Origin of the sequence: Halomonas sp. JB37 (assembly GCF_002332255.1) — a bacterium.
Taxonomy (GTDB): Bacteria; Pseudomonadota; Gammaproteobacteria; order Pseudomonadales; family Halomonadaceae; genus Vreelandella; species Vreelandella casei.
In genome coordinates this window covers 577,639-599,951 of record NZ_NRGW01000001.1, presented here as the reverse complement: position 1 = coordinate 599,951, position 22,313 = coordinate 577,639, and the positions used below count along the sequence as shown (strand labels likewise).

Below are 22,313 nucleotides of genomic sequence, written 5' to 3'. Positions count from 1 at the left end.
TTGCGCGCCTAGCGCCTAGTACTCAGCACCTAGCACCTAGCACCTAGTCATTTGGTCGAGCATTTTACCACTTTAGGGTCTACGCTGTTTACATGCCCAACCAGATATGGAATTATTTTCCATAAATATATTTTACTCTGCTTGTGGCAAACATATTACCCACAAGCAATCTGACAGGAGAAACCCTATGAGCGAGCGTATCACGCGCCACGGTTTACAGGTGGCAACCGATCTAGATCGTTTTATCAATGAACAGGCGCTACCAGGAACAGGCGTTGATGAAAAGGCCTTTTGGGCCGGTGTTGATGCCCTGTTTCACGATTTGACACCCAAAAACCGTCAATTGCTGGAAGAGCGCAACACGCTGCAGGAAAAACTGGATGCTTGGCATCGGGAAAACCCTGGCCGTGTTAACGATATGCCAGCGTATCGCCGCTTTTTGAAAGAGATTGGCTATTTAGCTGACTCTCCTGCCAACGTGGCGGCCACCACAGCTAACGTTGACCGCGAAGTTGCCGTGCAAGCCGGCCCCCAGCTGGTTGTGCCGGTTAGCAATGCGCGCTATGCGCTGAACGCCGCTAACGCGCGCTGGGGTAGCCTTTACGATGCGCTTTACGGCACTGACGCTATTTCAGAAGAAGATGGCGCTGAAAAAGGCACCAGCTTCAATCCAAAACGCGGTGCCAAGGTCATTGCCTACGCCCGCGGCGTGCTGGACCGCGCGGCGCCGCTCGCTACTGGCTCGCACCGTGATGCGATCAAATACGCCATTCGTGACGAACACTTGGTGGTCACTCTGGAAGGCGGGCGTGACACCGGCCTGAAAGACTCGGGCAAACTGATCGGTTTTACCGGTGACGCCGCTAAGCCTGACTCCATACTGCTCGCTAATAATGGCCTGCATCTGGAAATCCAGATTGATCCAACCGATTCAATCGGCAAAACCGACCCGGCTGGCGTGAAAGATGTGGTGGTTGAAGCGGCTCTGACCGCCATTATGGACTGCGAAGACTCCATCGCCGCGGTCGACTCAGAAGACAAGGTTGGTGTTTACAGCAACTGGCTGGGCCTGATGAAGGGCGATCTCGAAGAGAATATCGATAAAGGTGGCAAGACCTTTACGCGCAAGCTCAACGCTGACCGCACTTGGCAAACCACCGATGGCGGCAGCGTTACATTGCCCGGCCGTTCGCTGATGTTCGTGCGCAATGTCGGTCATTTAATGACCACACCGGCAATTCTGGACGAAGATGGCAACGAGCTTCCGGAAGGTATTCTGGATGCGGTAGTGACCTCGCTACTGGCGTTGCACGACCTAAACAAAGACGCCGATCAGCCACGTAACTCACGCACCGGTTCTGTTTATATCGTCAAGCCGAAAATGCACGGCCCGGCGGAAGTGGCCTTCGCTAACGAGCTGTTCGGTCGCGTTGAAGACATTTTGGGCATGAGCCGCGACACCCTGAAAATGGGCATCATGGACGAAGAGCGCCGCACCACCGTTAACCTCAAGGCGTGCATTGCTGAAGCGGCTTCGCGCGTGGCGTTTATCAACACCGGCTTCCTGGATCGTACCGGTGATGAAATGCATACCGCGATGGAAGCAGGCCCCATGGTCCGCAAAGGCGATATGAAAAGCGCCAAATGGATCACCGCGTATGAGAAGAGCAACGTGCAAGTCGGCCTTGCCTGTGGCTTGCGCGGCCGCGCGCAAATTGGTAAAGGCATGTGGGCCATGCCTGACCTGATGCACAACATGCTAGAGCAGAAGATCGGCCACCCGAAAGCCGGCGCTAATACCGCCTGGGTGCCTTCGCCGACCGCAGCTGCGCTGCACGCTCTGCATTATCACCAGGTCAACGTCACCGACGTTCAGCGCGAGCTGGAAGCCCTGGGCGAGCCTGACTACTTAGACGACCTGCTCACAGTGCCGGTGGCTGAAAACGCTAACTGGTCGGATGAAGAGAAGCAGCAGGAGCTAGATAATAACTGCCAGGGCATTCTGGGCTACGTTGTACGCTGGGTAGAGCACGGCGTGGGCTGCTCGAAAGTGCCGGATATTCACAACGTGGGCCTGATGGAAGACCGCGCCACGCTGCGCATTTCCAGCCAGCACATTGCCAACTGGCTGCACCACGGCATTGTTGATGCGCCGCGGGTGGAAGAAACGCTCAAACGTATGGCGAAAGTCGTCGACGAGCAGAACGCAGACGACCCGACCTATACCGCCATGAGCGCTGACTTTGAGGGTTCCACCGCCTTTAAAGCGGCTTCAGACCTGGTCTTCAAAGGTCGCGAACAGCCTTCTGGCTATACCGAGCCGCTACTTCACGCGTGGCGCCAGGTGCATAAAGCACAGGTTCATAAAGCATAGGTTCATAAGACCTAGTAAATTGGTTTTATGGTGTAATCAGCCTCGAGGCTTATGCCTCGGGGCTTTTTTTATAAAAGGAAAACAACAATGACCGTGATGAACGCCGAGCAGATTGAACGCTTTCTGGATGACGTCTTTCCCCAGCGAATGGGTAGGATTGAGAGCGTCGGCGAGATGCGTGCCACTATGCGGCTAAAAATTGGCCACGAGCACCTGCGCCCTGGCCCGCGCGTTTCCGGCCCCACCATGATGGGCTTCGCGGACGTCGCACTGTATGTGGCTATTTTGGCGCAGATTGGCCCGGAACCCATGGCCGTGACCAGCGATTTCAACTGCCACTTCCTACGTGCGGCCTCTGGTGATCACGACATTATCGCCCATGCCAAATTGATTAAACTCGGCCGCCGCTTAGGCGTTGGGGAAGTGCAAATATACTCAGCCAGCGATGACATACGCCCTGTCGCGCATGTCACCGCCAGCTATGCGCTGCCCATTACCTGATTGCGCTAGCTTACTTCAGGGAGCTGGTCGATCATTCGATCAAGCGTCATCGGGTACTCACGTAGCCGAACGCCGGTCGCATTATAGATCGCGTTGGCAACCGCGGCCGGCACGCCACAAATACCCAGTTCACCCACGCCCTTTGCCTTGAGAGGCGTTGAGGCCGCATCCGCCGTGTCCAGGAAAATAATCTCCTGTTGAGGAATATCGGCATGCACCGCCACCTCATAACTGGCGAGATCGTGATTGACGAAGAAGCCACGCTCAAGATCGGCGGTGAGCCCCTCCATCAAGGCGGCACCGACGCCCATTGTCATACCGCCAAGCACCTGGCTACGCGCCGTTATCGGGTTTAGAATGCGCCCCGCATCACATGCCGCCAGCATGCGTCGAACACGGGTTTCGCCAGTATGCGCATGCACAGCCACTTCAACAAAATGCGCCGCAAAGGTGCCCATCTGCATGCTGTCTTGAAAATCACCAAAGTGCATCGTATCTTCAGCGACCAGCTCTTCGCCATCGAGGATATCGGCAAGTGCGAGGTCAGTCGCATCTGCCACCACTCGGCGGTTTTCAAAGCGCGGCGTGTCGAGATTTAAACGCTTGGCGATCAGCGCTTGAAGGGCCAAACAAGCGGCATACACGCCGGCGGTGGCGCTAGCGGCGCCGAACTGGCCGCCCGAACCGGAGGAGACAGGATAATCGCTGTTGCCCAGCCTGACCTCGACGTCGGCTAGCTCAAGCCCCATTGTTTCGGCAGCTGTCTGGGCAATAATGGTGTAAGAGCCGGTGCCGATATCGGTCATATCCGTCTCAACGATCAACCGCCCGCCCTGCAGGCGAACGCGCGCGCCGGAGTTCAGCGTCAGCGCCCCGCGATAAGCGCCGGCCATGCCATGGCCAATCAGCCACTGCCCTTCTCTCATTGCCCCCGGAGTGCGGTTACGTGCCTCCCAGCCGAAGGCGTCGGCACCTTGGCGTAAGCATTCAACAAAGTGGCGTTCGCTAAACGGCTTGGAGGCATCCTCGGGGTCCACCTGCGTATCGTTGAGAATTCTAAACTCGACGGGATCCATACCCAGCTTTTCCGCCATTTCATCCATGGCAATTTCTAGCGCAGCAAGCCCCGACGCCTCGCCTGGCGCACGCATATCCGCTGACTCAGGAAGATTCATGTCGATGGCCTGGTGGGACACACGGCGACTCTCTGCGGCATAAAACGTGCGGGTCTGATTGACCGGATTCTCGCCGCTGCCGCCGGGCAGCGTATGCGATACCGCCGAATGGTCGAAGGCGGTAATCTTGCCCTGAGCATTGGCGGCAATGCGCAGGCGCTGAATAGTGCCGGAGCGATGGGTGGTATTGTTGAACACCATGGGGCGCGGCAAGGCCAGCTTGACCGGATGCCCGCAAGCACGTGAGCCAAGCGCTGCCAGCACCGCATCGGCACGTAGCCAAAGCTTGCCGCCAAAGCCACCGCCAACGTAGGGGCTTTCTAAACGGATAGTGTCTGGCTCGATATTAAACGTGGTCGCCAGCGCCTTATGCGTCCAGGCAATCATTTGATTCGAGGTCCATACCGTCATCTGCTGGCCATCTGACCAGTCGACGATTGAGGCATGCGGCTCCATCATGGCGTGGCTTTGGGAAGCGGTGCGATAAATCTCATCCACCGTGACAGGCGCAGCTGCAAACGCAGCGTCCACGTCGCCCACATCGGCTAGCGGCTCGCCGGTGCCCTGCAGGCGCTCCCAGGCTGCCTCAAGGTCAAAGACCCCCGGCGCTTCCTCGTAACTCACCTTGATCAGCGCGGTAGCGCTGCGCGCCTGCTCAAGGGTGTCGGCCACCACCACCGCAATCGCCTGATGGTAATGCTCGATAACGTCGCCCCCAAACAGCCGTGCGTCGTTACTTTTGGCGCGGCCCAATGGCTCAATCTCTAGCGTTGTCACCACGCTGACGACGCCCGGCGCGCCACGCGCAGCCGACGCATCCATGTGGGTAACTCGCCCATTGGCAATGGTGGCGCACAATGGGTAGCCGACCTTTTGATTCGCCACCACGTCATGACGCTCGTAGGCGTAAGGTGCACGGCCCGTGACTTTTAGGATGCCGTCAATCCGCGCATGGGGCTTGCCGATAATACGGGCGCGATCAAACAGGTTGTCTTCGGTGGGTTGATTGAAATCCATGGGGTCACTCCTGAGCCAGCAGCGCGGCAAGCGTTCGCTCTGCCAGGGTAAGCTTGAAGGCGTTCTCTTGCGTGGGGCGGGCGCCGTTGAGCAAGCGCTCCATTAGCGCAGTTGCCCCCTTCGGCAACGCCGCATCAGCTTCCTCGCGCCGCCACGGCTTGGGGGCAACGCCGCCCAGCGCCACACGCCCGCTGCCGTCAGGGGTCTTGATTAGCGCAACGGATACCAGTGCAAAGGCGTAAGAGGCGCGGTCGCGCACTTTATAATAGGCGTGACGCCCTTCGACAGGCGCTGGTAGAACCACGGCGGTAATCATTTCGCCTGGTTCCAGCGCATTTTCCACCTCGGGTGTGTCGCCAGGCAGGCGGTAAAACTCATCAAGCGTGAGGCGCCGAGTTTTGCCGCTGGGCATGACGGTCTCTATGTCAGCGTCCAATACCCTGAGCGCAACGGCCATATCCGAAGGGTGGGTGGCGATACACCGATCAGACGTGCCGATAATTCCCAGTTGGCGCGACGTCGCGCCATCACCCAGTGCCGCACAGCCCGCGCCAGGCGCACGCTTATTGCAAGGCATCGCCGTATCATAAAAGTAGGGACAGCGGGTGCGCTGTAAAAGGTTGCCGCCCGTAGTGGCTTTATTACGCAGCTGGCCCGAGGCGCCCGACACCAGCGCCCGGCTTAATACGCCATAATCTCGGCGAATGCGTGGGTCGGCCGCAAGCCCGCTATTGCGTACCATTGCCCCCACGCGCAAACCGCCGCCGCTGGTGGGCGTAATATCATTGAGCCCGGTTCCCGTCACATCGATCAAGTGCTGCGGGATTTCAATCTCGTGCTTCATCAAATCAAGTAGATTGGTGCCTCCGGCGATGAATTTAGCGCCGGGCACCTCTGCAGCCCGCGCGGCCGCTTGGGCCGGGTCGCTCACTCGTTCATAAGAGAAGGCTCTCATGCGCGCTCCTTAGCGACCTGAGTAATCGCTTTTAAAATATTGGAGTAAGCACCGCAGCGGCACAGATTGCCCGACATCCGCTCACGAATTTCGGCATCGGTTATTTCGATCGGTGCGGTTAAATCATTGGTTACATGGCTGGGAAAGCCTGCCTGCATTTCTTCCAGCACTGCGCTGGCCGAACAGATTTGTCCTGGGGTGCAGTAACCGCACTGAAACGCATCATGATCGATAAACGCTTGCTGCATGGGGTCGAGCTGGTCGGCTGCTGCTCGCCCCTCGATGGTCAAAATATCATCACCGTCGTGCATAACGGCCAGCGTCAGGCAGGCGTTAATCCGCTCGCCATTAACCGACACCGTGCAGGCGCCGCACTGCCCATGGTCGCAGCCCTTTTTTGTGCCCGTCAGCTTTAAACGCTCACGCAATGCGTCCAGCAATGTCGTGCGGTTATCCAGCTCAACGTCGTGTCTTGCTCCATTGACCACGAAAGAGACGCTTGAGCTCTCAGCGCCACTGCGTAAGGTGTCGTCACGCCTTTGAACGCTACTAGGTGGGTTCATAAATGATGCCTTCCTTGCTCACTGCGGTCGTTTAATGAATGACATAACCGCTTTAGCATAGCCATAATTGTTGTAAGCAACCTGTCTCCTGAGCCGAAATTGCTTAAAAAAACATGTCGTGAGATGACGGCCCACGCCAACACGGGCAATGGAAGCCGTTTGCTAACAAGGGGATGCGTTTGAAATGCAGCATTTAGATCGACAGGTGATCGAGCAAGCCATCGCGTGGGCACAGAAAAGTGAAACGCTTTGGCTGTGCACCGTACTGGCAACGTTTGGCTCATCGCCACGCGCCCCCGGGTCATGGATGGTGGTCAGCCAAACGGGACAGTTTATCGGCTCACTATCAGGGGGCTGCGTAGAAGAGGACTTTATACAGCGCCTGGGCGCGGGTGAGTTTGATCAGCCGATCACCGTCATGCGCTATGGCGACCCTAACGACGCGCAAGGCGCTCACCTCGCGCTGCCCTGCGGGGGCATTCTAGACGTGTTGATCGAACGTCTACCCGCCGAACCCGAGACACTTGAACACCTAACGACCTTGCTGGCCGCCCTGCAAGGCCACCGCCGCGTGCTACGTAACGTGCATTTATCCAGCGGGGAGCGTTACTTTACCGATGAGCCCGGCCTAGGCCCGCGGGTAATACACGATGCTGAATCAGGCATTGTTCAGATGCGCCTCGCCCCCGCCAGAAGGCTCATTATTGCCGGCATTTCACCGATTTCAGCCCCGTGCGCTGCCTTCGCTGTCACCCTGGGGTTTGAAGTCATTGTCTGTGACCCCGATGAGGCAGCCTGCGAGGACTTTTCAGTACCCGGCGTAGCGGTTAAAGCGTTACTGCCTTCCGTTTATATCGCTGCCGGTGCTTGCCATAGCGCCACCGCAGTTGTAGCGCTCACCCACGACCCGCGCATTGATGATTTGGCCATGATAGAAGCGGTGCGCACGCCGGCTTTTTATATTGGTGTAATGGGCTCAAGACGCACATCAGCTGCCCGCGCCGGGCGGCTGCTGCGCTCCGGCGGGCTAAGCGAAAAAGAAGTCAACCGACTGCATATGCCGATTGGCTTAGCGTTAGGCAGCAAGACCCCGGCGGAAATCGCTCTCGCCGTCATGGCAGACATTGTGCGAGTGCAGCATGGGCGCGCCATTAATGAGCTCTAGCCACGTTGTCGCCTTAGTGATGGCCGCCGGCTACTCCCGGCGCTTTGGCCAGCACGACAAGCGCAGCGCGATGCTAGCCAGCGGGCAGTCGCTGCTGGCAACGTCCGTCGCCCATGCTGAGTATTCCTTTACGCTGCTACGCGTGGCGATTCGTGAAGACGACACGCCAAGCTTACTCGGCCTGGCCGACACCATGGCGCTAATTCAGCTGCAAACAGCGCACTTGGGCCTGGGATCAAGCCTCGCCGAAGCGGTAGCCGCGCTGAGTCATGACCCGCGTCTGGATCACGTTCAGGCGGTCGCGATTTTATTGGGCGACATGCCCTGCATTGAACGCAAGACGCTGCTGGCGCTTCAGCGGTTAGCCACCCGCGACACCATCCTGCGACCCTGCTATGAAGGGCGGCCAGGCCATCCGGTGATTTTTGGACGAGAATTCTGGCCAGCGCTTGAAACGTTAAGTGGCAATAGTGGCGCCCAGCCGGTTATTCGTCGCCATTTATCCCAGTATCGAGAATATGACGTGCAGGATGATGGCACGCTTATCGATATCGACGCGCCAGAAGACATAGCGAGTCTCGATAGCAGGCGCACAGAACAAGCCCCATAAAAAAGCGCTACGGGCGGTTTACGAGGCTTTCACGACCGTAATTGCCAGCATTACCCAGCCTAACATCAGCAACAGGCCACCTATCGGCGTGACGATGCCGACGCTAAGCCCCGCCAGCGCCATTAAGTAGAGTGACCCCGAAAAGCCAACAACACCCAGCGCCCAGCAGGCTAACACCCAGCGCTGCCCACTTAACGGCTGTACCCGCTTCCATACCAGCACTATCATCATGGCAAGCGTGTGCCATGCTTGATAACGTACGCCCGTTTCAACAGCGCTGACCATTGCTTCGGTCGTCCGTGCCTGCATGCCATGCGCCGCATAGGCACCCAGCATCACCATTAATACGCCCGAGAGCGCCGCGACACACCACCACACTTTATCTGTTCGTTGCACGTTGCTCTATTGCCTCCGGTTTGATTGCGCCCTACGCGCTGATTGCACTCATGGCGTACCTTGAACGGCTCGAAACCGCTACAATAGGCAACGCATTGCCACGACGAATGAGACACTCCTATTCATGTCTACACAAGCTATGCCCATACAAATAGAGCTAAACGGTGAGCCCCATACGCTGGCGGCCGGCCTTACCGCCGCCGACCTAGTTGAACAGCTAGGCCTTAGCGGTCGTCGTATCGCCGTTGAAATTAACGAAGAGATTGTCCCCCGCAGCCAGCACGCCAATACCTGCCTGGCCGATGGTGACCACGTGGAAGTCGTGCATGCCATTGGCGGCGGCTAAAGGAAATACTATGACGCAACCTACCTCTGTACCGCTAACTGATGCCCCGCTAACCATTGCCGGGCGCGATTTTCACTCGCGCCTGCTGGTTGGCACCGGCAAGTACAAAGACTTTACTGAAACCGGCGCCGCCATTGCCCAGAGCGGCGCTGAAATCGTCACGTTTGCCGTCCGCCGTACTAACTTAGGCCAGGATGCCGGTGCGCCCAATCTGTTGGACGTTATCTCGCCCCAGCGCTACACCCTGCTCCCTAACACCGCCGGCTGCTATACCGCTAAAGACGCGGTGCGCACCTGCCGTTTAGCGCGCGAGCTGCTCGATGGCCACAACCTGGTCAAACTGGAAGTACTCGGTGACGAAACCACGCTTTACCCCAACGTGGTAGAGACGCTAAAAGCAGCCGAAACACTGCTTGCCGACGGTTTCGATGTGATGGTGTACACCAGCGACGACCCTATTGTGGCTCTCGAATTAGAAGCCATGGGCTGCTGCGCCATTATGCCGCTGGGTTCGCTAATCGGCTCTGGCCACGGCATTCAGAACCCGCACAACGTACGCCTCATCGTTGAGCGCAGCAGCGTGCCGGTGCTGGTGGATGCTGGTATTGGCACTGCGTCAGACGCGGCCATGGCCATGGAGCTAGGCTGTGACGGCGTGTTGCTGAATACGGCCATTGCCCATGCTCGCGAGCCGCTGCGCATGGCCAACGCCATGAAGCTGGCCGTTGAGGCTGGGCGCGATGCATTTTTAGCCGGCCGCATGCCGCGTCGGCAATCCGCCGACCCTTCCTCACCTTTCGCAGGCCGTATTAACGGTTAATTGATTCGAGACCCCATGACTGAATCTAGCTCTGAAAACAGCCCTGAAAATAGCGATTCTCAAGACAGCTCTCCTGAGAACAACACCGGCCCAGAAAGCCAAGATGCTCCGTTGCATCGTCGCGGCATTAAAAGCTATGTGATTCGCGCGGGCCGAATGACCCCGGCACAGAACCGTGGGTTAGACGATGTATGGCCGCGCTTTGGCTTGACCATCGCGCAAGGCCGTCAAGATTTAGACGCGCTATTTGGACGCCAAGCGCCACGAGTAGTGGAAATCGGCTTTGGCATGGGTAACTCGCTTATCGAACAGGCCCAGACTCACCCAGAGACTGACTTTATTGGCATTGAAGTCCATGCCCCCGGCGTTGGCAAACTGCTCGATGAAGTCGACAAACGTGGTCTTACTAACCTGCGCGTTTATCGGGAAGACGCTCTAGCCGTGCTTGAGCAGTGCCTTCCCGAAGGCTCGCTGACCACGCTGCAGCTGTTCTTCCCCGATCCATGGCCGAAGAAAAAACACCATAAGCGACGCATCGTGCAACCGGCGTTCGTCGAGCTAATTCGTACGCGCCTGATGCCCGGGGGCACCTTTCACTTAGCAACCGACTGGGAAGCCTACGCCGAATGGATGGCCGAGGTGATGGAAGTAGCCCCCGGCTATGCCAACACGGCCAGCCAGGAAACGGCTCCCTACGTACCCCGCCCCACGTTTCGCCCGCTAACCAAGTTTGAAGCACGCGGCGAAAAGCTCGGCCATGGGGTATGGGATTTGATTTACCAGCGGCAAGACTAAGCTGCATCGCGAAAAGCGAGCGTTGAATATAAAGGCGGTACAGGCTGGTGGCCTAAATGGTCGCCAGCTTACGTGGCATCCCATATTTAGGGATAAAATAGTAAATATTTCTAAATCAAGCAGGTGCTACACTTATTGTTTTAATTCAGTACCTACAAAGAAAAATGGCGTTATCTAATTAGCGTTATTAATAGTAAGCGAGGTTAATATACCCATTTGATGCAAACTTTCGATTTCAGCATAAATTTCCTCGCAAAAAGAAGTAGCAACATTACTTAACGGTTTATTTTTAGACTTAAGCAACGCAATTTCCCACTCAATCGTTGGCTCTATTGGCTTAGAAACCACGTCGGTTCCCTGCAATAACAGCTCAGCAATAGGATCGATTAGCGCCACCCCAAGGCCCCGATCGACTAACGCGCAAACGCCTCGCATATGACGCATTTCCGCGGCAATATGCCTCTTCATATCTATTTTCTGCATTAAGTAATCGACCCTAGCGCGCAAAGGGCTGTCCGACATAAGCTCCACAAATGTCTGATTTTGAAGATTTTTTATCGGCACCACATCCTCCTTAGCAAGAGGATGCGAACGATGCATGATGCAGCGCGCCGAACAGCGCGCAAGGCTGCTGACCGTTGCGCCGTAAGTATTTGCTTCAAGCGTTATTCCAAGCGCGACGTCGCAGGTGTTGTTATCGATCATTTTAAGCAACTCTTGTAACCCGGCATCGATCACGCGCACCCCTACATTGGGATGATTTTGTTTAAAGCGCTTAATCACATCCAATAAGAAGGTGTCGCAAAAGATAGGCTGAGCGGCCACTACCACGCTACCTAGCTGGTTATTAGAAATGGCATCGGCATCTTTTTGAGTATCACGAATACTCGCCATAAGCCGCAACACAGACGCATGATATAAAAAGGCCTCTGTGGTGGGTAAAAGCTGGTTACGAGTACGCTTGAATAATGCAAAGCCTAGCTCATCTTCTAAACCCATGAGCAAACGGCTGACCATCGACTGGCTAATCCCCAGCGTTTCTGCAGAAGCCTTCGTTGTGCCATGTTTCATAAACGCATCAAAGGCTTCAATTTCTTTTATTTTCATTACCGTAAACTCTCTTTAGCAACCGTTAACTAAATCGTTAGCAGATAAATAAAACTTTATATCAATAGTAAGGTTGCAACTTTGCATCACCACTAGAACATTATTGAATACTATATTGAATTGTTGCAAATATTTTCATACCTGTCTATTTTAAAAGTGCTGGATTTAATAAATGTTAATAACAAAACCATGCCATAACCGTTGCGGAGAAAAGCATGAAACTCACCTTAAGTTTAACGGCAGCCACTCTTCTCGCTGCCTCTACGGCATATGCCCAAAGCTATCCCTCTGAGCCCGTCACGCTTGTCGTGCCTTATGGCCCGGGCGGCGCATCTGATCTTGCAGGGCGCGCCTTTGCAGAGTCTGCACGTGAATATTTAGGTGAGCCTATCACCGTGGTCAACCAAGCCGGTGCAGGCGGGATGACGGGGGCTCGCGACGTAACACGTGCTGATCCAGATGGTTATACCCTGCTACTGGCCCGTGTCGGTATGGCGCTGTCTCCAGCCGTTAACGATAACAGCAGCGTTGACTGGGATGAGTACACGTTTATCAGCCCTCTTGAAGCGACGCCCATGATTCTCGCAGTGGCTGATGACTCGCCCTATGAAAGCGTGGAAGCCCTATTGGAAGGCATCGAAAACGATCCGGGCGCCATGAGCTACGCAGCCTCGGGTGCCACTGCAATTGATGGTTTTACCGTTCAAGCACTACTTGCTGATGCCGAGATGGACCCACTGACGGCGGCAACACTGATTCCGTATCGTGGGGGCGGTGAGCTTGCTACGGCTCTGCTTGGGGGTCATGTCGACTTTCTCGCTATCGCCGCCGCATCGCTGATGCCACATATTGAAAGTGGCGATATGCGCCCGCTAATGGTCTTTTCTCCAGAGCGCATGGCAACACTACCTGACGTTCCCACCGCGGAAGAGTTGGGCTATGAGCTGGCTGGCCAGGTGATTGGTTGGAGCGCTTTGTATGGACCACCTGATCTACCCGAAGAAGTCGTTACGACTTGGGCCAACGTGGTGGAACAAGTGGCCGAGGATGAGCTATGGCTCAGCCGCACCGAAGACCGTGGCTCCATCTCTACTATCGGCAGTATCGATATGGAGACCTATGCAAAAGAGCAATATGAGTTTTATCGTTCCTTAGCAGAGCAGTTCGGCTACTTGGAGTGAAGCAGAGCTAAGCGCTCGGTCTTCACCGCATACACTATTTTAGCTTTGGAGGGGTCATGGGTATGACACGCGGTTTAATAATCACAGCGCTGTTCGGGATCGTACTGTTTCTACTGATTCCAGCCTATGTGCCCCGCCCACGGTTTATTCCAGGGTTTGCTCCACCGCCTGATATGTGGCCACGCACGGTGTCAATGATCGGCATTGCACTTGGGCTATTGCTCGCGGGGCTTTCGTTCTTGCCTAAGGCCGAGGCAATTGCCGATCCTGAAGATGCCAGCGCCATACGCGGCAACACGCCAGTGACCACACTGCTTATTCGCTTCGGCTGGACGATATTAGCGTTTGTTATCTTTATTGGCTCAGTAAAACTGCTCGGCTTCTTACTCTCTAGCATTCTGCTGCTAGCCGTCATGCTGATACTGACGGGTTACTGGCGCCAAAAAATCGTCGCCCTCCTCGTTGCCGTTGTACTGCCATTGGCTCTCTATCTGTTTTTCTCCAGCGCACTCAATACGCGTTTCCCTATCGGTAGCCTATTCAAAGCTATCGGTATTTAACCTACCGCGTATAGGACTTAACACTATGCTCAACGATCTGTTAGTTGCCTTTCAGGCAGTTGCAACCATTGAGAACTTTCTGATTATGGCAGCCGGCATTTGGGGCGGCGTGATTATTGGTGCGATTCCAGGCATGACAGGCACCATGGCAGTAACGCTGGCGCTGCCTTTCACTTTTTATATGCAGCCGATCCCGAGTATTTTATTACTTGTTGCCTTATATAAAGGCTCTACCTATGGCGGCTCGGTGTCCGCGATATTGATCAAGACACCGGGGACTGCCTCAGCCGCGTGTACCACGCTCGATGGCTATCCATTAGCGCAGCAGGGGAAGGCGGGCAAAGCGCTCAACATGGCGCTTTATTCATCGTGTACCGGTGATTTAATTTCCAATCTCTCACTGATTTTCATTGCCGCACCGTTGGCTCTACTCGCTCTACGTATTGGGCCGCCCGAATATTTCATGCTGATGATATTTGCATTGACCACGGTTGCTGGCGTGTCAGGCCGTTCGTTAGTGCTTGGGCTTGTTTCAGCGTGTTTAGGGCTGCTGTTAGCGACCGTCGGTGAAGATATGTACGGCTCGTTTCGCTTTGATCTAACGGTTGATATGCAGAGTGGCCTGGCGGTTGCGCCGGTATTGATCGGCCTCTTTGCGATCCCGGAACTGCTCAAAATTATTATCTTTCGTAACACCACTACCCATAAGCCCATGCAGATGGGCGATAACCAGGTGACGCGAGTCGAATTGCGGCGGTGTTTAAAAGCCATGCTCAAAGGCAGCATGATAGGCGTGGTGATGGGCGCTATTCCAGGTATCGGGCCTTCAGCTGCGGCGTTCTCTTCCTACGGTGAAGCACAGCGCAGCTCAAAAAATCGTGAGAACTTTGGCAAAGGTGAGCTAGAAGGGATTGCCGCATCAGAGTCAGCGAATAATGGCTGCTGCGGTTCCACCATGATTCCCCTGCTAGCGTTGGGGGTTCCAGGTGACGTGATTACGGGCGTTATGCTGGGTGCCTTTATGATTCACGGCATGACACCGGGCCCGATGCTATTCGAGAACAATCTTCATGAAGTTTACATGCTGTTTATTGGCATGCTGTTCTCTTCTGTTTTGCTATTCGGTGCTGGTAAAGCAACGATGCGCTTTTTCTCTCACATCTCACGTATTCCGCCCAGCTTGATGGCGCCCATTGTTCTCGCCCTATGCGTGTTCGGCATTTTTTCGATCTCGAATAACATGTACGACGTGATCGTACTACTGGCGATGGGCGTATTCGGTTTCTTCATGTTTCTGTTCGCCATTCCCGCTGCGCCCTTCTTAATCGCCTTTATTCTAGGCCCTATGCTCGAAGAAAATCTGCGTCGTGCCCTGGCCCTTTCGCGCGGGGATCCAAGCATTTTGGTGTCGTCACCCATCACTTGGTTATTCGCGTCGCTAGCGGTCTTTGTAGTCGTCGTAACGATTCGCCAGCAGCTTAAAAAAGCCAGCGCCTGAGCCAATGACTCTCTTTTTGCCAAGGATTTAACGCTATGCAAACTAGTGCCACGCCCCATGCTCAGTTAGACGCTGCTATTGCGCACCTGGCTGACCTGATTGCTTATGACACCACCAGCGCCTATTCCAATCTCAAACTGATTGATCACCTAGACAGCTTTTTCACTGCGCTAGGCGCAGATGTCACTGTGCTGCCTGATGAAAGTGGCGAAAAGGCTAATTTAGTTGCGCGTCTGGGGCCTGCCGATATTCCTGGCATCGTTCTTTCGGGCCATACAGACGTGGTGCCTGCCAATCCCAAGAGCTGGCAGAGCGACCCATTTCAAATGGAACAACGCGGCAGCAAGCTATTCGGGCGTGGCACTTGTGATATGAAAGGCTTCGCAGCATGCGTGATGGCAGCAGCGCCCGCCTTCGCTCACACCGCGCTGAACCGTCCCTTCTACTTCTGCTTCTCTCACGATGAAGAAGTAGGCTGCCTGGGAGCCCCCGCTATTGCGCGCTACCTTGCACAACTAAGCGTACCGCCGGCGCTGGCGATTATTGGCGAGCCCAGTGAAATGAAGCTGATTAACGGGCAGAAAGGTAAAATTGCTATGCGGGTTACTGTGCGCGGCGAAGGAGGCCACTCATCGTTTTCGCCGCAGCATGTTAACGCCGTGGAATACGCCTCACGCGTTATCACTATGATCGCCGAGCGATCACGACGATATGAGCAAAATGGTCCCTTCGATCACGACTTCACCGTTCCTCACGCCACAACGCTTACCACCATAATAGAGGGTGGCGTGGCGACCAACGTGACGCCCGATACCTGCAGTTTTATCTTTGAATTACGTAGCATTGATCAGGATGCAGCGGCCAATGACATCCAAATGCTCATCAGCGATATAGAAGCTGCGCTACTACCCGAAATGCAGCGTCAATCAGCAGAGGCAGCCATTGAGTGGCAAGAGTTATTCGCGTATCCCGCGATGGGCGATGCCACCGATACTGACATGTTCACAAAGCTTGAATCCATTCTTCCCGAGCGCGGCGGCAAAGTGTCGTATGGGTCAGAAGGAGGCGTATTCGAAATTGAAGGCGGCATACCCTCGGTGATTTTAGGGCCTGGCTCTATTCGCCAAGCCCACAAACCGAATGAGTTTATTGAAATTGATCAGCTCAACCAGTGTCTTGCATTTTTCGATACGTTAAATGCTTGGATGAGGCGATAGCCACTCCACTAGGTAGCGTGCTCAAACGATGTATGATTTGGTTAAGACAGACACAAAAAAGAAAGCCACTCCAAAGGAGTGGCAAAAGACCGTGACTAGCAATGAGAGGGAGAAACCATGACAGTCAACTGACGCTGATCTTTGCGAAGTGTCTGTCTTGGTCGTGGCGTCTCATCAAACGCCACAAACACACTATAATCATTCTCATTTAATCCGTCAATACAAATACGAATATTTTTTATTTAGTTTCTTAATTAGCTTATCAGCTTCAGCCATAGCGGCAGTGTGAGCATTGCTAATAAGGTTTGTCCCGTGATGATGGCCGCCATCAGCTCGGCATCGCCCCCCAGCTGACGCGCCAGAATATACGCGGACGTGGCGGTAGGCAGCGCGGCAAACAACAGCGCCACGTCTCGGCTGACTGGGTCTAGCTGTAATATCCAGGTTAATATCAGCACGAATGCCGGCATTAATAACAGCTTAACGCTGTTGGTGGCCAGCACGCCGCGGTCAATACGTAGCAGAGCCGCTGGGCGTAGTGCAACGCCTACGGCTACCAGCCCAAGCGGCAAGGCCGCACGGCCTAGTAAGCCAACCGTCGCTTCACTCCAGCCGGGTAAACCGATGCCCGAGACATTCAGGCCAATCCCCACGAGACAGGCCAAAATCAACGGGTTTTTAACCAAGGCCATAACGCTTTTGCCCAGGCTTGTACTGCCCAAGGTTCCTGCGCCGACAAAGCTTGCGACGCACATAACATTAACCACCGGCACCATAAGGGCAACAGCGACCGCAGCGGTGGTCGCTCCTAAGCTGCCGTGCAGTGCGGCGGCACCGGCAACGCCAACATAGGTATTAAAACGTACGGCGCCTTGGAACACAGAGGTAAACGCAGCGGGTGCGAGCCGTAACCAACCACGCAAGCGCCATAGCAGCAGCCCAAAAAAAGCCATCGCGCCTAACAACACTAGCGCTAAACGGCCGACCGGCACCTGGGCCACATCGGCGGTGGCCAAGGTGCCCACCAGCATCGCTGGGAACAGTACAAAGTAAATCAGCCGTTCCATCTGCGGCCAAAAAGTATCGCTTGGCCACCGCCAGTTACCTAGTACTGCACCCAGTAAAATCAATAAAAACAATGGGCCTAAAGCGCCGGTGATACTCTCCATTTGCGTTCCTTATACCTGCGACACTCAAGCACAACGATATCGACTTGATTACTGTTACCATGGCAATCATTTCCGCCTGACGCCTTGCGTAGCGATTATTCTGCCATGAAGATGATGTCCAAAGCTGCATCCCCTGCAGCCTTCCCCGTATTAAGGGTACTGATACTGATCACCGGCTTAGCGCTGGCCGCCTGCGCATTGATGCATTAGCGATATTACCACTGGAAGTAGCAGTAGAGGGTGTGAAAGCCACGCAGATGGACGTTGATTTTATTGGCCGGGACATGGATGTAGGCTTACATCGTTTTGGCCTTACCGCCCGTTCGCCGGGCCACTTTCAAGGCCAAGGCCAGGTAGGCATCTGCACTCAGGCGGTTATGCCTTGGCGTGCGCGCGTCATACTAAAAACGGCAGACGGCAACGTCGGCAGCTGGTTCGATTTTGATGTGATCCGGAGTTAATGCAAATGGCCAGTAAGCCGCTATGGCACTGTCTGAAGGCGATCGAGCATCGCCATCAATGCGTTAATTTGAACCCCTTCGCGGGTATCGTATTGAGGGCTTACCTGCCAGGTGCTTTCAGCAAATCCCCACCAGTCCCAGCAGCCTTGGGGATTCGTCATGCTGCTTTCTGCCTGAGGATAAAGCACGATTTGCTGATGCGCTGCAGCCCAGTCATTTAACCCAGAATAGCGGATGAACGTATCACCAATCGCCGCTTCATTCATTTGGCAGCCGTGAATTGCCAGCGTTACCGGGCAGCCGCCCGCCTCGCAGTTTTGCGGTATAAACACGTAGCCCGTGTCAGCCAACCCTTTTGCCGCAAATTCCGCTTGATCAAAGGCAAGTAGCGCCCCGCTCTCTTCTCCACTGCGGCTAACGTCATCTGAGACGTCGCGTTCGGGATAGAGCCAATCCAGCATTTCGCCAGCAATGTCTTCATCGCAGGATAATACATAGCTACCGCCGCCTTGACGGCAGTCGCCCCATTCATGCGGATCAGAAGCAGCGTTACTGGGCAAACGCACTGGCCAACCATGCCCAATATTTTCGCTACGCACAACGCGCAGCTGGTCGGGTGAAGCAAGCCAGCCCTGCCATTGCTCGGCTAATAAATCACCGAGTTCAGGCTCAACCACTTCATCATCTTCACCGTGCCACAGATAAGCCCGGAACTGACTAAGGGCGTCTGTTTTACCCACAAGATCACGTGCAAGGTAGCGCTGATGGCGGGTTTGTAAGTCGTCCAGTGACGGCGCGCCGTTGCGAGTCGTTAGGCACTGATTCAACGCCAGCCTGAACGAGCCTTGGGCACAGCTCCAAGGGCCTGCCGCCAGCACACCCACGCCGCTAAAACGCTCGGGCCAAGCGACTGCCAGCTGGGTAGCCATGTAGCCGCCCGACGATAGGCCCACTACGCTTGCGTCATCAGAAGCGGCACCCAACGCAGGCAGCGCATTGTGCTCGCTGGCGGCCTCGGCTTGAGCAATCAGCGGCACATACATGCTTACGCAAAGCAGCGCGAAAGCAATAGGGTGCACCGCTAAAGCCGAGACTGGCGGCACCGCTTATTCGACGCCTAACAGTTCAACGCGAAAGGTCAGCATCTCATTGGGTCCAATCGGGCCCTGGCCGTCTTCACCGTAGGCAAGCTCAGCCGGAATATACAGCATCCAGCTATCGCCCACGCTCATCAACTGCAGCGCTTCCTGCCAGCCTTCAATCACTTGATTGGTCTGAAAGCTTACCGCCTCGCCACGTTCAAATGAGCTATCAAAGACAGTGCCATCAAGCAGCATACCTTCGTAGTTCACTTCAACAGTGTCTTCAGCACCTGGAGTCGCGCCGTCACCAGATTCAAGCACTTCATACTGAAGGCCAGAATCTGTCACCGTGACTTCTTCACGCTCAGCGTTCTCGGCTAGAAAGGCTTCGCCTTCATCGAGATTCATCTGCGCCATTTCTTCGGCTTCAGCTTCACGTGCCTGCATCGACTGCTCTTGGAAAGCCATTAACGCTTCGGTCATCTCTTCTTCCGTCAGCGCGAGCTCAGCCTCTTCAAAAACATCGCGCATGCCGTCGTTAAAAGCATCCAAATCAAGGTCTTCAATATCCGCCTGCATGCTTTCACCCAAGGTAACACCCAGGCTATAAGCCAAGCGCTGTTCGTCGGTTTCTGGCGCTGCTGCTGCAAAAGGGGCGACCAAAAGCAGCCCCGTAAGAGCCGTTGTAGAAAGCAGTAGTTTCATGAAAGATCCTTTTAAAGCGGCGCCGAACGCCTATCAGTGTCACCCAAAGACTAACACCCACCGCCAGTCAAATGCATCTGCCGGGCGGTGGGTGTTTAATAAGACCACAAAATACTAAAGAGGTTTAGCGATTAAACTACCAGCGTTGGACAATCCGCCGCACCCGCTACGCGCTGGGAGACGCTGCCAAGTAACGGGTTTTTTTCGCCATTGGTGCCCTGCGCACCAATGACAATAAGGTCACATTCACGTTTACGTGCAAAACGCACGATGATCCGCGAAGGGCGACCGCCCTTTACAAAAGCCCGCACTCGGGAAGCATCAGCGCCAAGCTCAACGGCATGGGATTTCGCATGAACGGCGATTTCTGTGGCGTATTCTTTTAACGCATCGTCGGGAAGGTTAAGTTGGCTGGGCCGCACCATAGAAAGCGAGGCCTCCAACAGGCTGTGGTGTTTAAAAACGCACAGTAAATAAAGCTCGGCACCGGTCAGCAAGTGCAGCCCCACCGCTTTTTCTAACGCTTTGATAGCGCCTTTTGAGCCATCCACCGGGACTAAAATGCGATTAAACATTCGTGTACTCCTCGTGGCCGCTTAGCGAAAGGCAACATCACGCAGAAACAGCGCAATCTGCGGGAACATAATCAACAGCGCGGCGGCCAAGATCAGCATGAAGATGAATGGCGGCGTGCCTTTAATGACATCCCAATAAGGACGTTTAAAAATCGCAATGGCGGTAAATATATCGCACCCGAAGGGCGGTGTTGCCGACCCTATCGCCACCTGCAGGGTAATCAATATACCCACCAACACCGGATCTAAGCCCGTTGCAGCAATGGCCGGCGCAAAAATCGGCGTTAATACCAAAATGACTACAATCGGGTCGACAAACATGCATGCCACAAAGAACGAGACACAAATAGCAATCAAAACGCCCGTTGGCCCAGCGTCATTGACACCCACTGTTTCCAAGATCATTTGCGGAATTTGCGCGAAAGAGATAATCCACGAAAAGCCATTACCGACAGCGACCAAGATAAACACCACGGCGGTAATCAGACCCGTCGACTTGGCGATTGCATAAATGTCGTGCAGCTTAAGCGAACGAAACACCGCAAACTCTAGCAATATGGCATACAGCACGCAGGCAGCAGCAGCTTCAGTTGGACTAAAAACACCACCGTAAATACCGCCTACGATAATGACCGGAAAGCCTAGCGGCCAAAGCGCTTGTTTTACTGCCACTGCACGCTCCTTCCAACTCGCCTTTGGCTCGGTAGGCACGTCTTTAACAATGGCATACCCAATGCTATAGGCGGAAAACATCACCAGAATCATTAAACCTGGCCCAATCCCCGCAATGAACAGTTCACCAATTGAGGTACCTGAGATTACCCCATAGATGATCATGCCAATGCTGGGGGGGATCAAAAAGGCGATGTCGCTGGCATTAATGATCAGCGCTAGCGTGAATGAATCAGAATAGCCTGCCTTAAGCATCTTGGGCCGCAGCGGTGAGCCCACGGCCACTACCGTTGCCTGAGTTGAGCCTGAAACAGCGCCGAACAGCGTACATGAGGCAGCGGTACTGACGGCTAGGCCACCTTTGATATGGCCGATAAACGACATGACCATTTCGATCAGGCGGTTAGCCGACTGCCCACGGGTCATAATGTCTGCGGCAAGGATAAACATCGGCACGGCAATTAATGAGGCTGGGCGTATGCCTGCCATCATCTGCTGAATCAGCGTATCCATCTGGCCAAAGCCGTTAAACATCATGTAAAAACCAATTACCGCGGCGGTAATTAGCGGAATCATCATAGGAAAGCCCAGCAGCAGCAGGGCAATCATAGCGGTGACCATTATCGTCGTCATATCTGCTCCCCTAGAGTGCAATGCCCTGCATCAGACTTCAGTTTCGGTATCTTTGTAGCCATCCACGACGCCCGTAGAGAGATACACATCGTCAGAGGTGACGTTTTTAACCGCCGTCAGCAAATACTGAATACCGGTAATCAAAAATCCCATTGGCACCCACAGGTAAATAACCCACACAGGCAACCCCAGAGAAGGCAAGACGCGACCTTTGCTGTAGAGATCAAGAATATAAACGATTGAATAGTAGAGTAAAAAGAACATCACTAAAGATGTAAACAGGGCGATAAAGATCATCAATACTTTACGTCCACCGACCGGCAGCGCATCGTAGATCGCCGACATGCGGATATGGCGACCATGGCGGGCGGCATAGCCGATGCCTGCAAAGGTAATCATGATGATCAAAATCCGGTTTAGCTCACCGGAGAACATAATACTGTTACTAAAGACAAAGCGCGCAATGACATTGGTGACCGTATTCAGTGCCATTAGCAAAACGCCTACCGCAAGAATTACGGCTTCAATTTTGCTAATTGCAGTGTCGATCATCCCCAATACCCCCGGCAAACCGGAGTGATAGCTATTTTCCATCTCTTCATCGGTCATGGCCTAACTCCTCTCTAACGGCAGCTCGGTGCCATCAACATAATTAATACAGCGTTTTCCAGACCTGTCTCACGCTATTGGGCAAGAGGTTATCGCTAGCGTAACGGCATGCTGACGCAGATGTTTC

General features: G+C 54.6%; 23 protein-coding genes. 12 read left to right on the top strand and 11 right to left on the bottom strand.

The genetic code is table 11. The features are described 5' to 3' along the window. Positions 1-187 precede the first annotated feature (187 nt). Entirely contained in the window at positions 188-2,374 is a 2,187-nt protein-coding gene (locus CIK78_RS02955) for a malate synthase G (protein ID WP_096277085.1), read from the top strand. 87 nt (positions 2,375-2,461) lie between these two features. Continuing rightward, positions 2,462-2,875 (top strand): PaaI family thioesterase, encoded by a 414-nt coding sequence (locus CIK78_RS02950; protein ID WP_096277083.1) that lies wholly within the window; start codon positions 2,462-2,464, stop codon positions 2,873-2,875. Between the two features lie 5 nt (positions 2,876-2,880). Here the strand turns inward: CIK78_RS02950 and paoC are convergent, their stop codons facing one another. The 3 genes from paoC to CIK78_RS02935 are packed head-to-tail and all read right to left on the bottom strand — an operon-like array spanning position 2,881 to position 6,585. Continuing rightward, positions 2,881-5,067 carry an aldehyde oxidoreductase molybdenum-binding subunit PaoC gene (paoC, locus tag CIK78_RS02945; protein ID WP_096277081.1) on the bottom strand — a complete coding sequence of 729 codons (2,187 nt, stop codon included), beginning with the start codon at positions 5,065-5,067 and terminating at the stop codon, positions 2,881-2,883. 4 nt (positions 5,068-5,071) lie between these two features. Next, the gene (locus CIK78_RS02940) at positions 5,072-6,022 is read right to left on the bottom strand and encodes a xanthine dehydrogenase family protein subunit M (RefSeq protein ID WP_096277078.1); all 951 of its coding nucleotides are present in this window, start codon (positions 6,020-6,022) and stop codon (positions 5,072-5,074) included. Next, on the bottom strand, positions 6,019-6,585 hold the full coding sequence (locus CIK78_RS02935) for a 2Fe-2S iron-sulfur cluster-binding protein (protein WP_096277076.1): 567 nt from the start codon (positions 6,583-6,585) through the stop codon (positions 6,019-6,021). The genes CIK78_RS02940 and CIK78_RS02935 overlap by 4 nt, the downstream gene beginning before the upstream one ends. A 184-nt stretch (positions 6,586-6,769) precedes the next feature. On the opposite strand from CIK78_RS02935, the gene CIK78_RS02930 reads away from it, so the two are divergent. Next, complete coding sequence (locus tag CIK78_RS02930; protein WP_096277074.1) at positions 6,770-7,750, top strand: XdhC family protein; 981 nt, start codon at positions 6,770-6,772, stop codon at positions 7,748-7,750. Beyond that, a complete protein-coding gene (locus CIK78_RS02925; protein WP_096277072.1) occupies positions 7,740-8,360 on the top strand; it encodes a nucleotidyltransferase family protein in 621 nt (206 codons plus the stop codon). The genes CIK78_RS02930 and CIK78_RS02925 overlap by 11 nt, the downstream gene beginning before the upstream one ends. A gap of 18 nt (positions 8,361-8,378) precedes the next feature. Here the strand turns inward: CIK78_RS02925 and CIK78_RS02920 are convergent, their stop codons facing one another. Beyond that, positions 8,379-8,756: a DUF423 domain-containing protein gene (locus CIK78_RS02920; protein ID WP_096277070.1), complete on the bottom strand. Its 378-nt coding sequence runs from the start codon at positions 8,754-8,756 to the stop codon at positions 8,379-8,381. Between the two features lie 139 nt (positions 8,757-8,895). On the opposite strand from CIK78_RS02920, the gene thiS reads away from it, so the two are divergent. From thiS to trmB, 3 genes are read left to right on the top strand one after another with little or no spacing between them, the layout of a single operon-like run. Next, positions 8,896-9,102, top strand: coding sequence for a sulfur carrier protein ThiS (gene thiS / locus CIK78_RS02915; protein WP_096282237.1), 207 nt, complete (start codon positions 8,896-8,898; stop codon positions 9,100-9,102). 10 nt (positions 9,103-9,112) lie between these two features. After that, positions 9,113-9,922: a thiazole synthase gene (locus CIK78_RS02910; protein ID WP_096277068.1), complete on the top strand. Its 810-nt coding sequence runs from the start codon at positions 9,113-9,115 to the stop codon at positions 9,920-9,922. 15 nt (positions 9,923-9,937) lie between these two features. Then, a complete protein-coding gene (gene trmB / locus CIK78_RS02905) occupies positions 9,938-10,717 on the top strand; it encodes a tRNA (guanosine(46)-N7)-methyltransferase TrmB (RefSeq protein WP_096277066.1) in 780 nt (259 codons plus the stop codon). 174 nt (positions 10,718-10,891) lie between these two features. On the opposite strand, the gene CIK78_RS02900 is transcribed toward trmB, so the two are convergent. Next, on the bottom strand, positions 10,892-11,824 hold the full coding sequence (locus tag CIK78_RS02900) for a LysR family transcriptional regulator (protein ID WP_096277064.1): 933 nt from the start codon (positions 11,822-11,824) through the stop codon (positions 10,892-10,894). A gap of 215 nt (positions 11,825-12,039) precedes the next feature. Here CIK78_RS02900 and CIK78_RS02895 point away from each other — a divergent pair, with 215 nt between their 5' ends. Genes CIK78_RS02895 through argE form a run of 4 tightly spaced genes read left to right on the top strand, consistent with a single transcriptional unit; the run spans position 12,040 to position 16,280 of the window. Beyond that, positions 12,040-13,005 carry a tripartite tricarboxylate transporter substrate binding protein gene (locus CIK78_RS02895; RefSeq protein ID WP_096277062.1) on the top strand — a complete coding sequence of 322 codons (966 nt, stop codon included), beginning with the start codon at positions 12,040-12,042 and terminating at the stop codon, positions 13,003-13,005. Positions 13,006-13,061: 56 nt separating this feature from the next. Beyond that, positions 13,062-13,565: a tripartite tricarboxylate transporter TctB family protein gene (locus CIK78_RS02890; protein WP_096277060.1), complete on the top strand. Its 504-nt coding sequence runs from the start codon at positions 13,062-13,064 to the stop codon at positions 13,563-13,565. Positions 13,566-13,590: 25 nt separating this feature from the next. Continuing rightward, positions 13,591-15,063 carry a tripartite tricarboxylate transporter permease gene (locus CIK78_RS02885; protein WP_096277058.1) on the top strand — a complete coding sequence of 491 codons (1,473 nt, stop codon included), beginning with the start codon at positions 13,591-13,593 and terminating at the stop codon, positions 15,061-15,063. A 35-nt stretch (positions 15,064-15,098) separates the two neighbouring features. After that, positions 15,099-16,280 (top strand): acetylornithine deacetylase, encoded by a 1,182-nt coding sequence (gene argE / locus CIK78_RS02880; protein ID WP_096277056.1) that lies wholly within the window; start codon positions 15,099-15,101, stop codon positions 16,278-16,280. A 254-nt stretch (positions 16,281-16,534) separates the two neighbouring features. On the opposite strand, the gene CIK78_RS02875 is transcribed toward argE, so the two are convergent. Further along, on the bottom strand, positions 16,535-17,449 hold the full coding sequence (locus tag CIK78_RS02875; RefSeq protein WP_096277054.1) for an AEC family transporter: 915 nt from the start codon (positions 17,447-17,449) through the stop codon (positions 16,535-16,537). A 242-nt stretch (positions 17,450-17,691) separates the two neighbouring features. On the opposite strand from CIK78_RS02875, the gene CIK78_RS17995 reads away from it, so the two are divergent. Then, positions 17,692-17,910: a hypothetical protein gene (locus tag CIK78_RS17995; RefSeq protein WP_225734384.1), complete on the top strand. Its 219-nt coding sequence runs from the start codon at positions 17,692-17,694 to the stop codon at positions 17,908-17,910. A gap of 20 nt (positions 17,911-17,930) precedes the next feature. Here the strand turns inward: CIK78_RS17995 and CIK78_RS02865 are convergent, their stop codons facing one another. The 5 genes from CIK78_RS02865 to CIK78_RS02845 all read right to left on the bottom strand — a co-directional run bounded on the left by CIK78_RS02865 (position 17,931) and on the right by CIK78_RS02845 (position 22,186). Then, the gene (locus tag CIK78_RS02865) at positions 17,931-18,953 is read right to left on the bottom strand and encodes a poly(3-hydroxybutyrate) depolymerase (protein WP_096282236.1); all 1,023 of its coding nucleotides are present in this window, start codon (positions 18,951-18,953) and stop codon (positions 17,931-17,933) included. A gap of 63 nt (positions 18,954-19,016) precedes the next feature. Next, positions 19,017-19,697, bottom strand: coding sequence for an FKBP-type peptidyl-prolyl cis-trans isomerase (locus CIK78_RS02860; protein WP_096277052.1), 681 nt, complete (start codon positions 19,695-19,697; stop codon positions 19,017-19,019). 131 nt (positions 19,698-19,828) lie between these two features. Next, entirely contained in the window at positions 19,829-20,272 is a 444-nt protein-coding gene (locus CIK78_RS02855) for a universal stress protein (protein WP_096277050.1), read from the bottom strand. Positions 20,273-20,293: 21 nt separating this feature from the next. Next, a complete protein-coding gene (locus CIK78_RS02850; protein ID WP_096277048.1) occupies positions 20,294-21,577 on the bottom strand; it encodes a TRAP transporter large permease in 1,284 nt (427 codons plus the stop codon). A gap of 30 nt (positions 21,578-21,607) precedes the next feature. Beyond that, positions 21,608-22,186 (bottom strand): TRAP transporter small permease, encoded by a 579-nt coding sequence (locus CIK78_RS02845; protein ID WP_096277046.1) that lies wholly within the window; start codon positions 22,184-22,186, stop codon positions 21,608-21,610. Between the last annotated feature and the right edge of the window lie 127 nt (positions 22,187-22,313).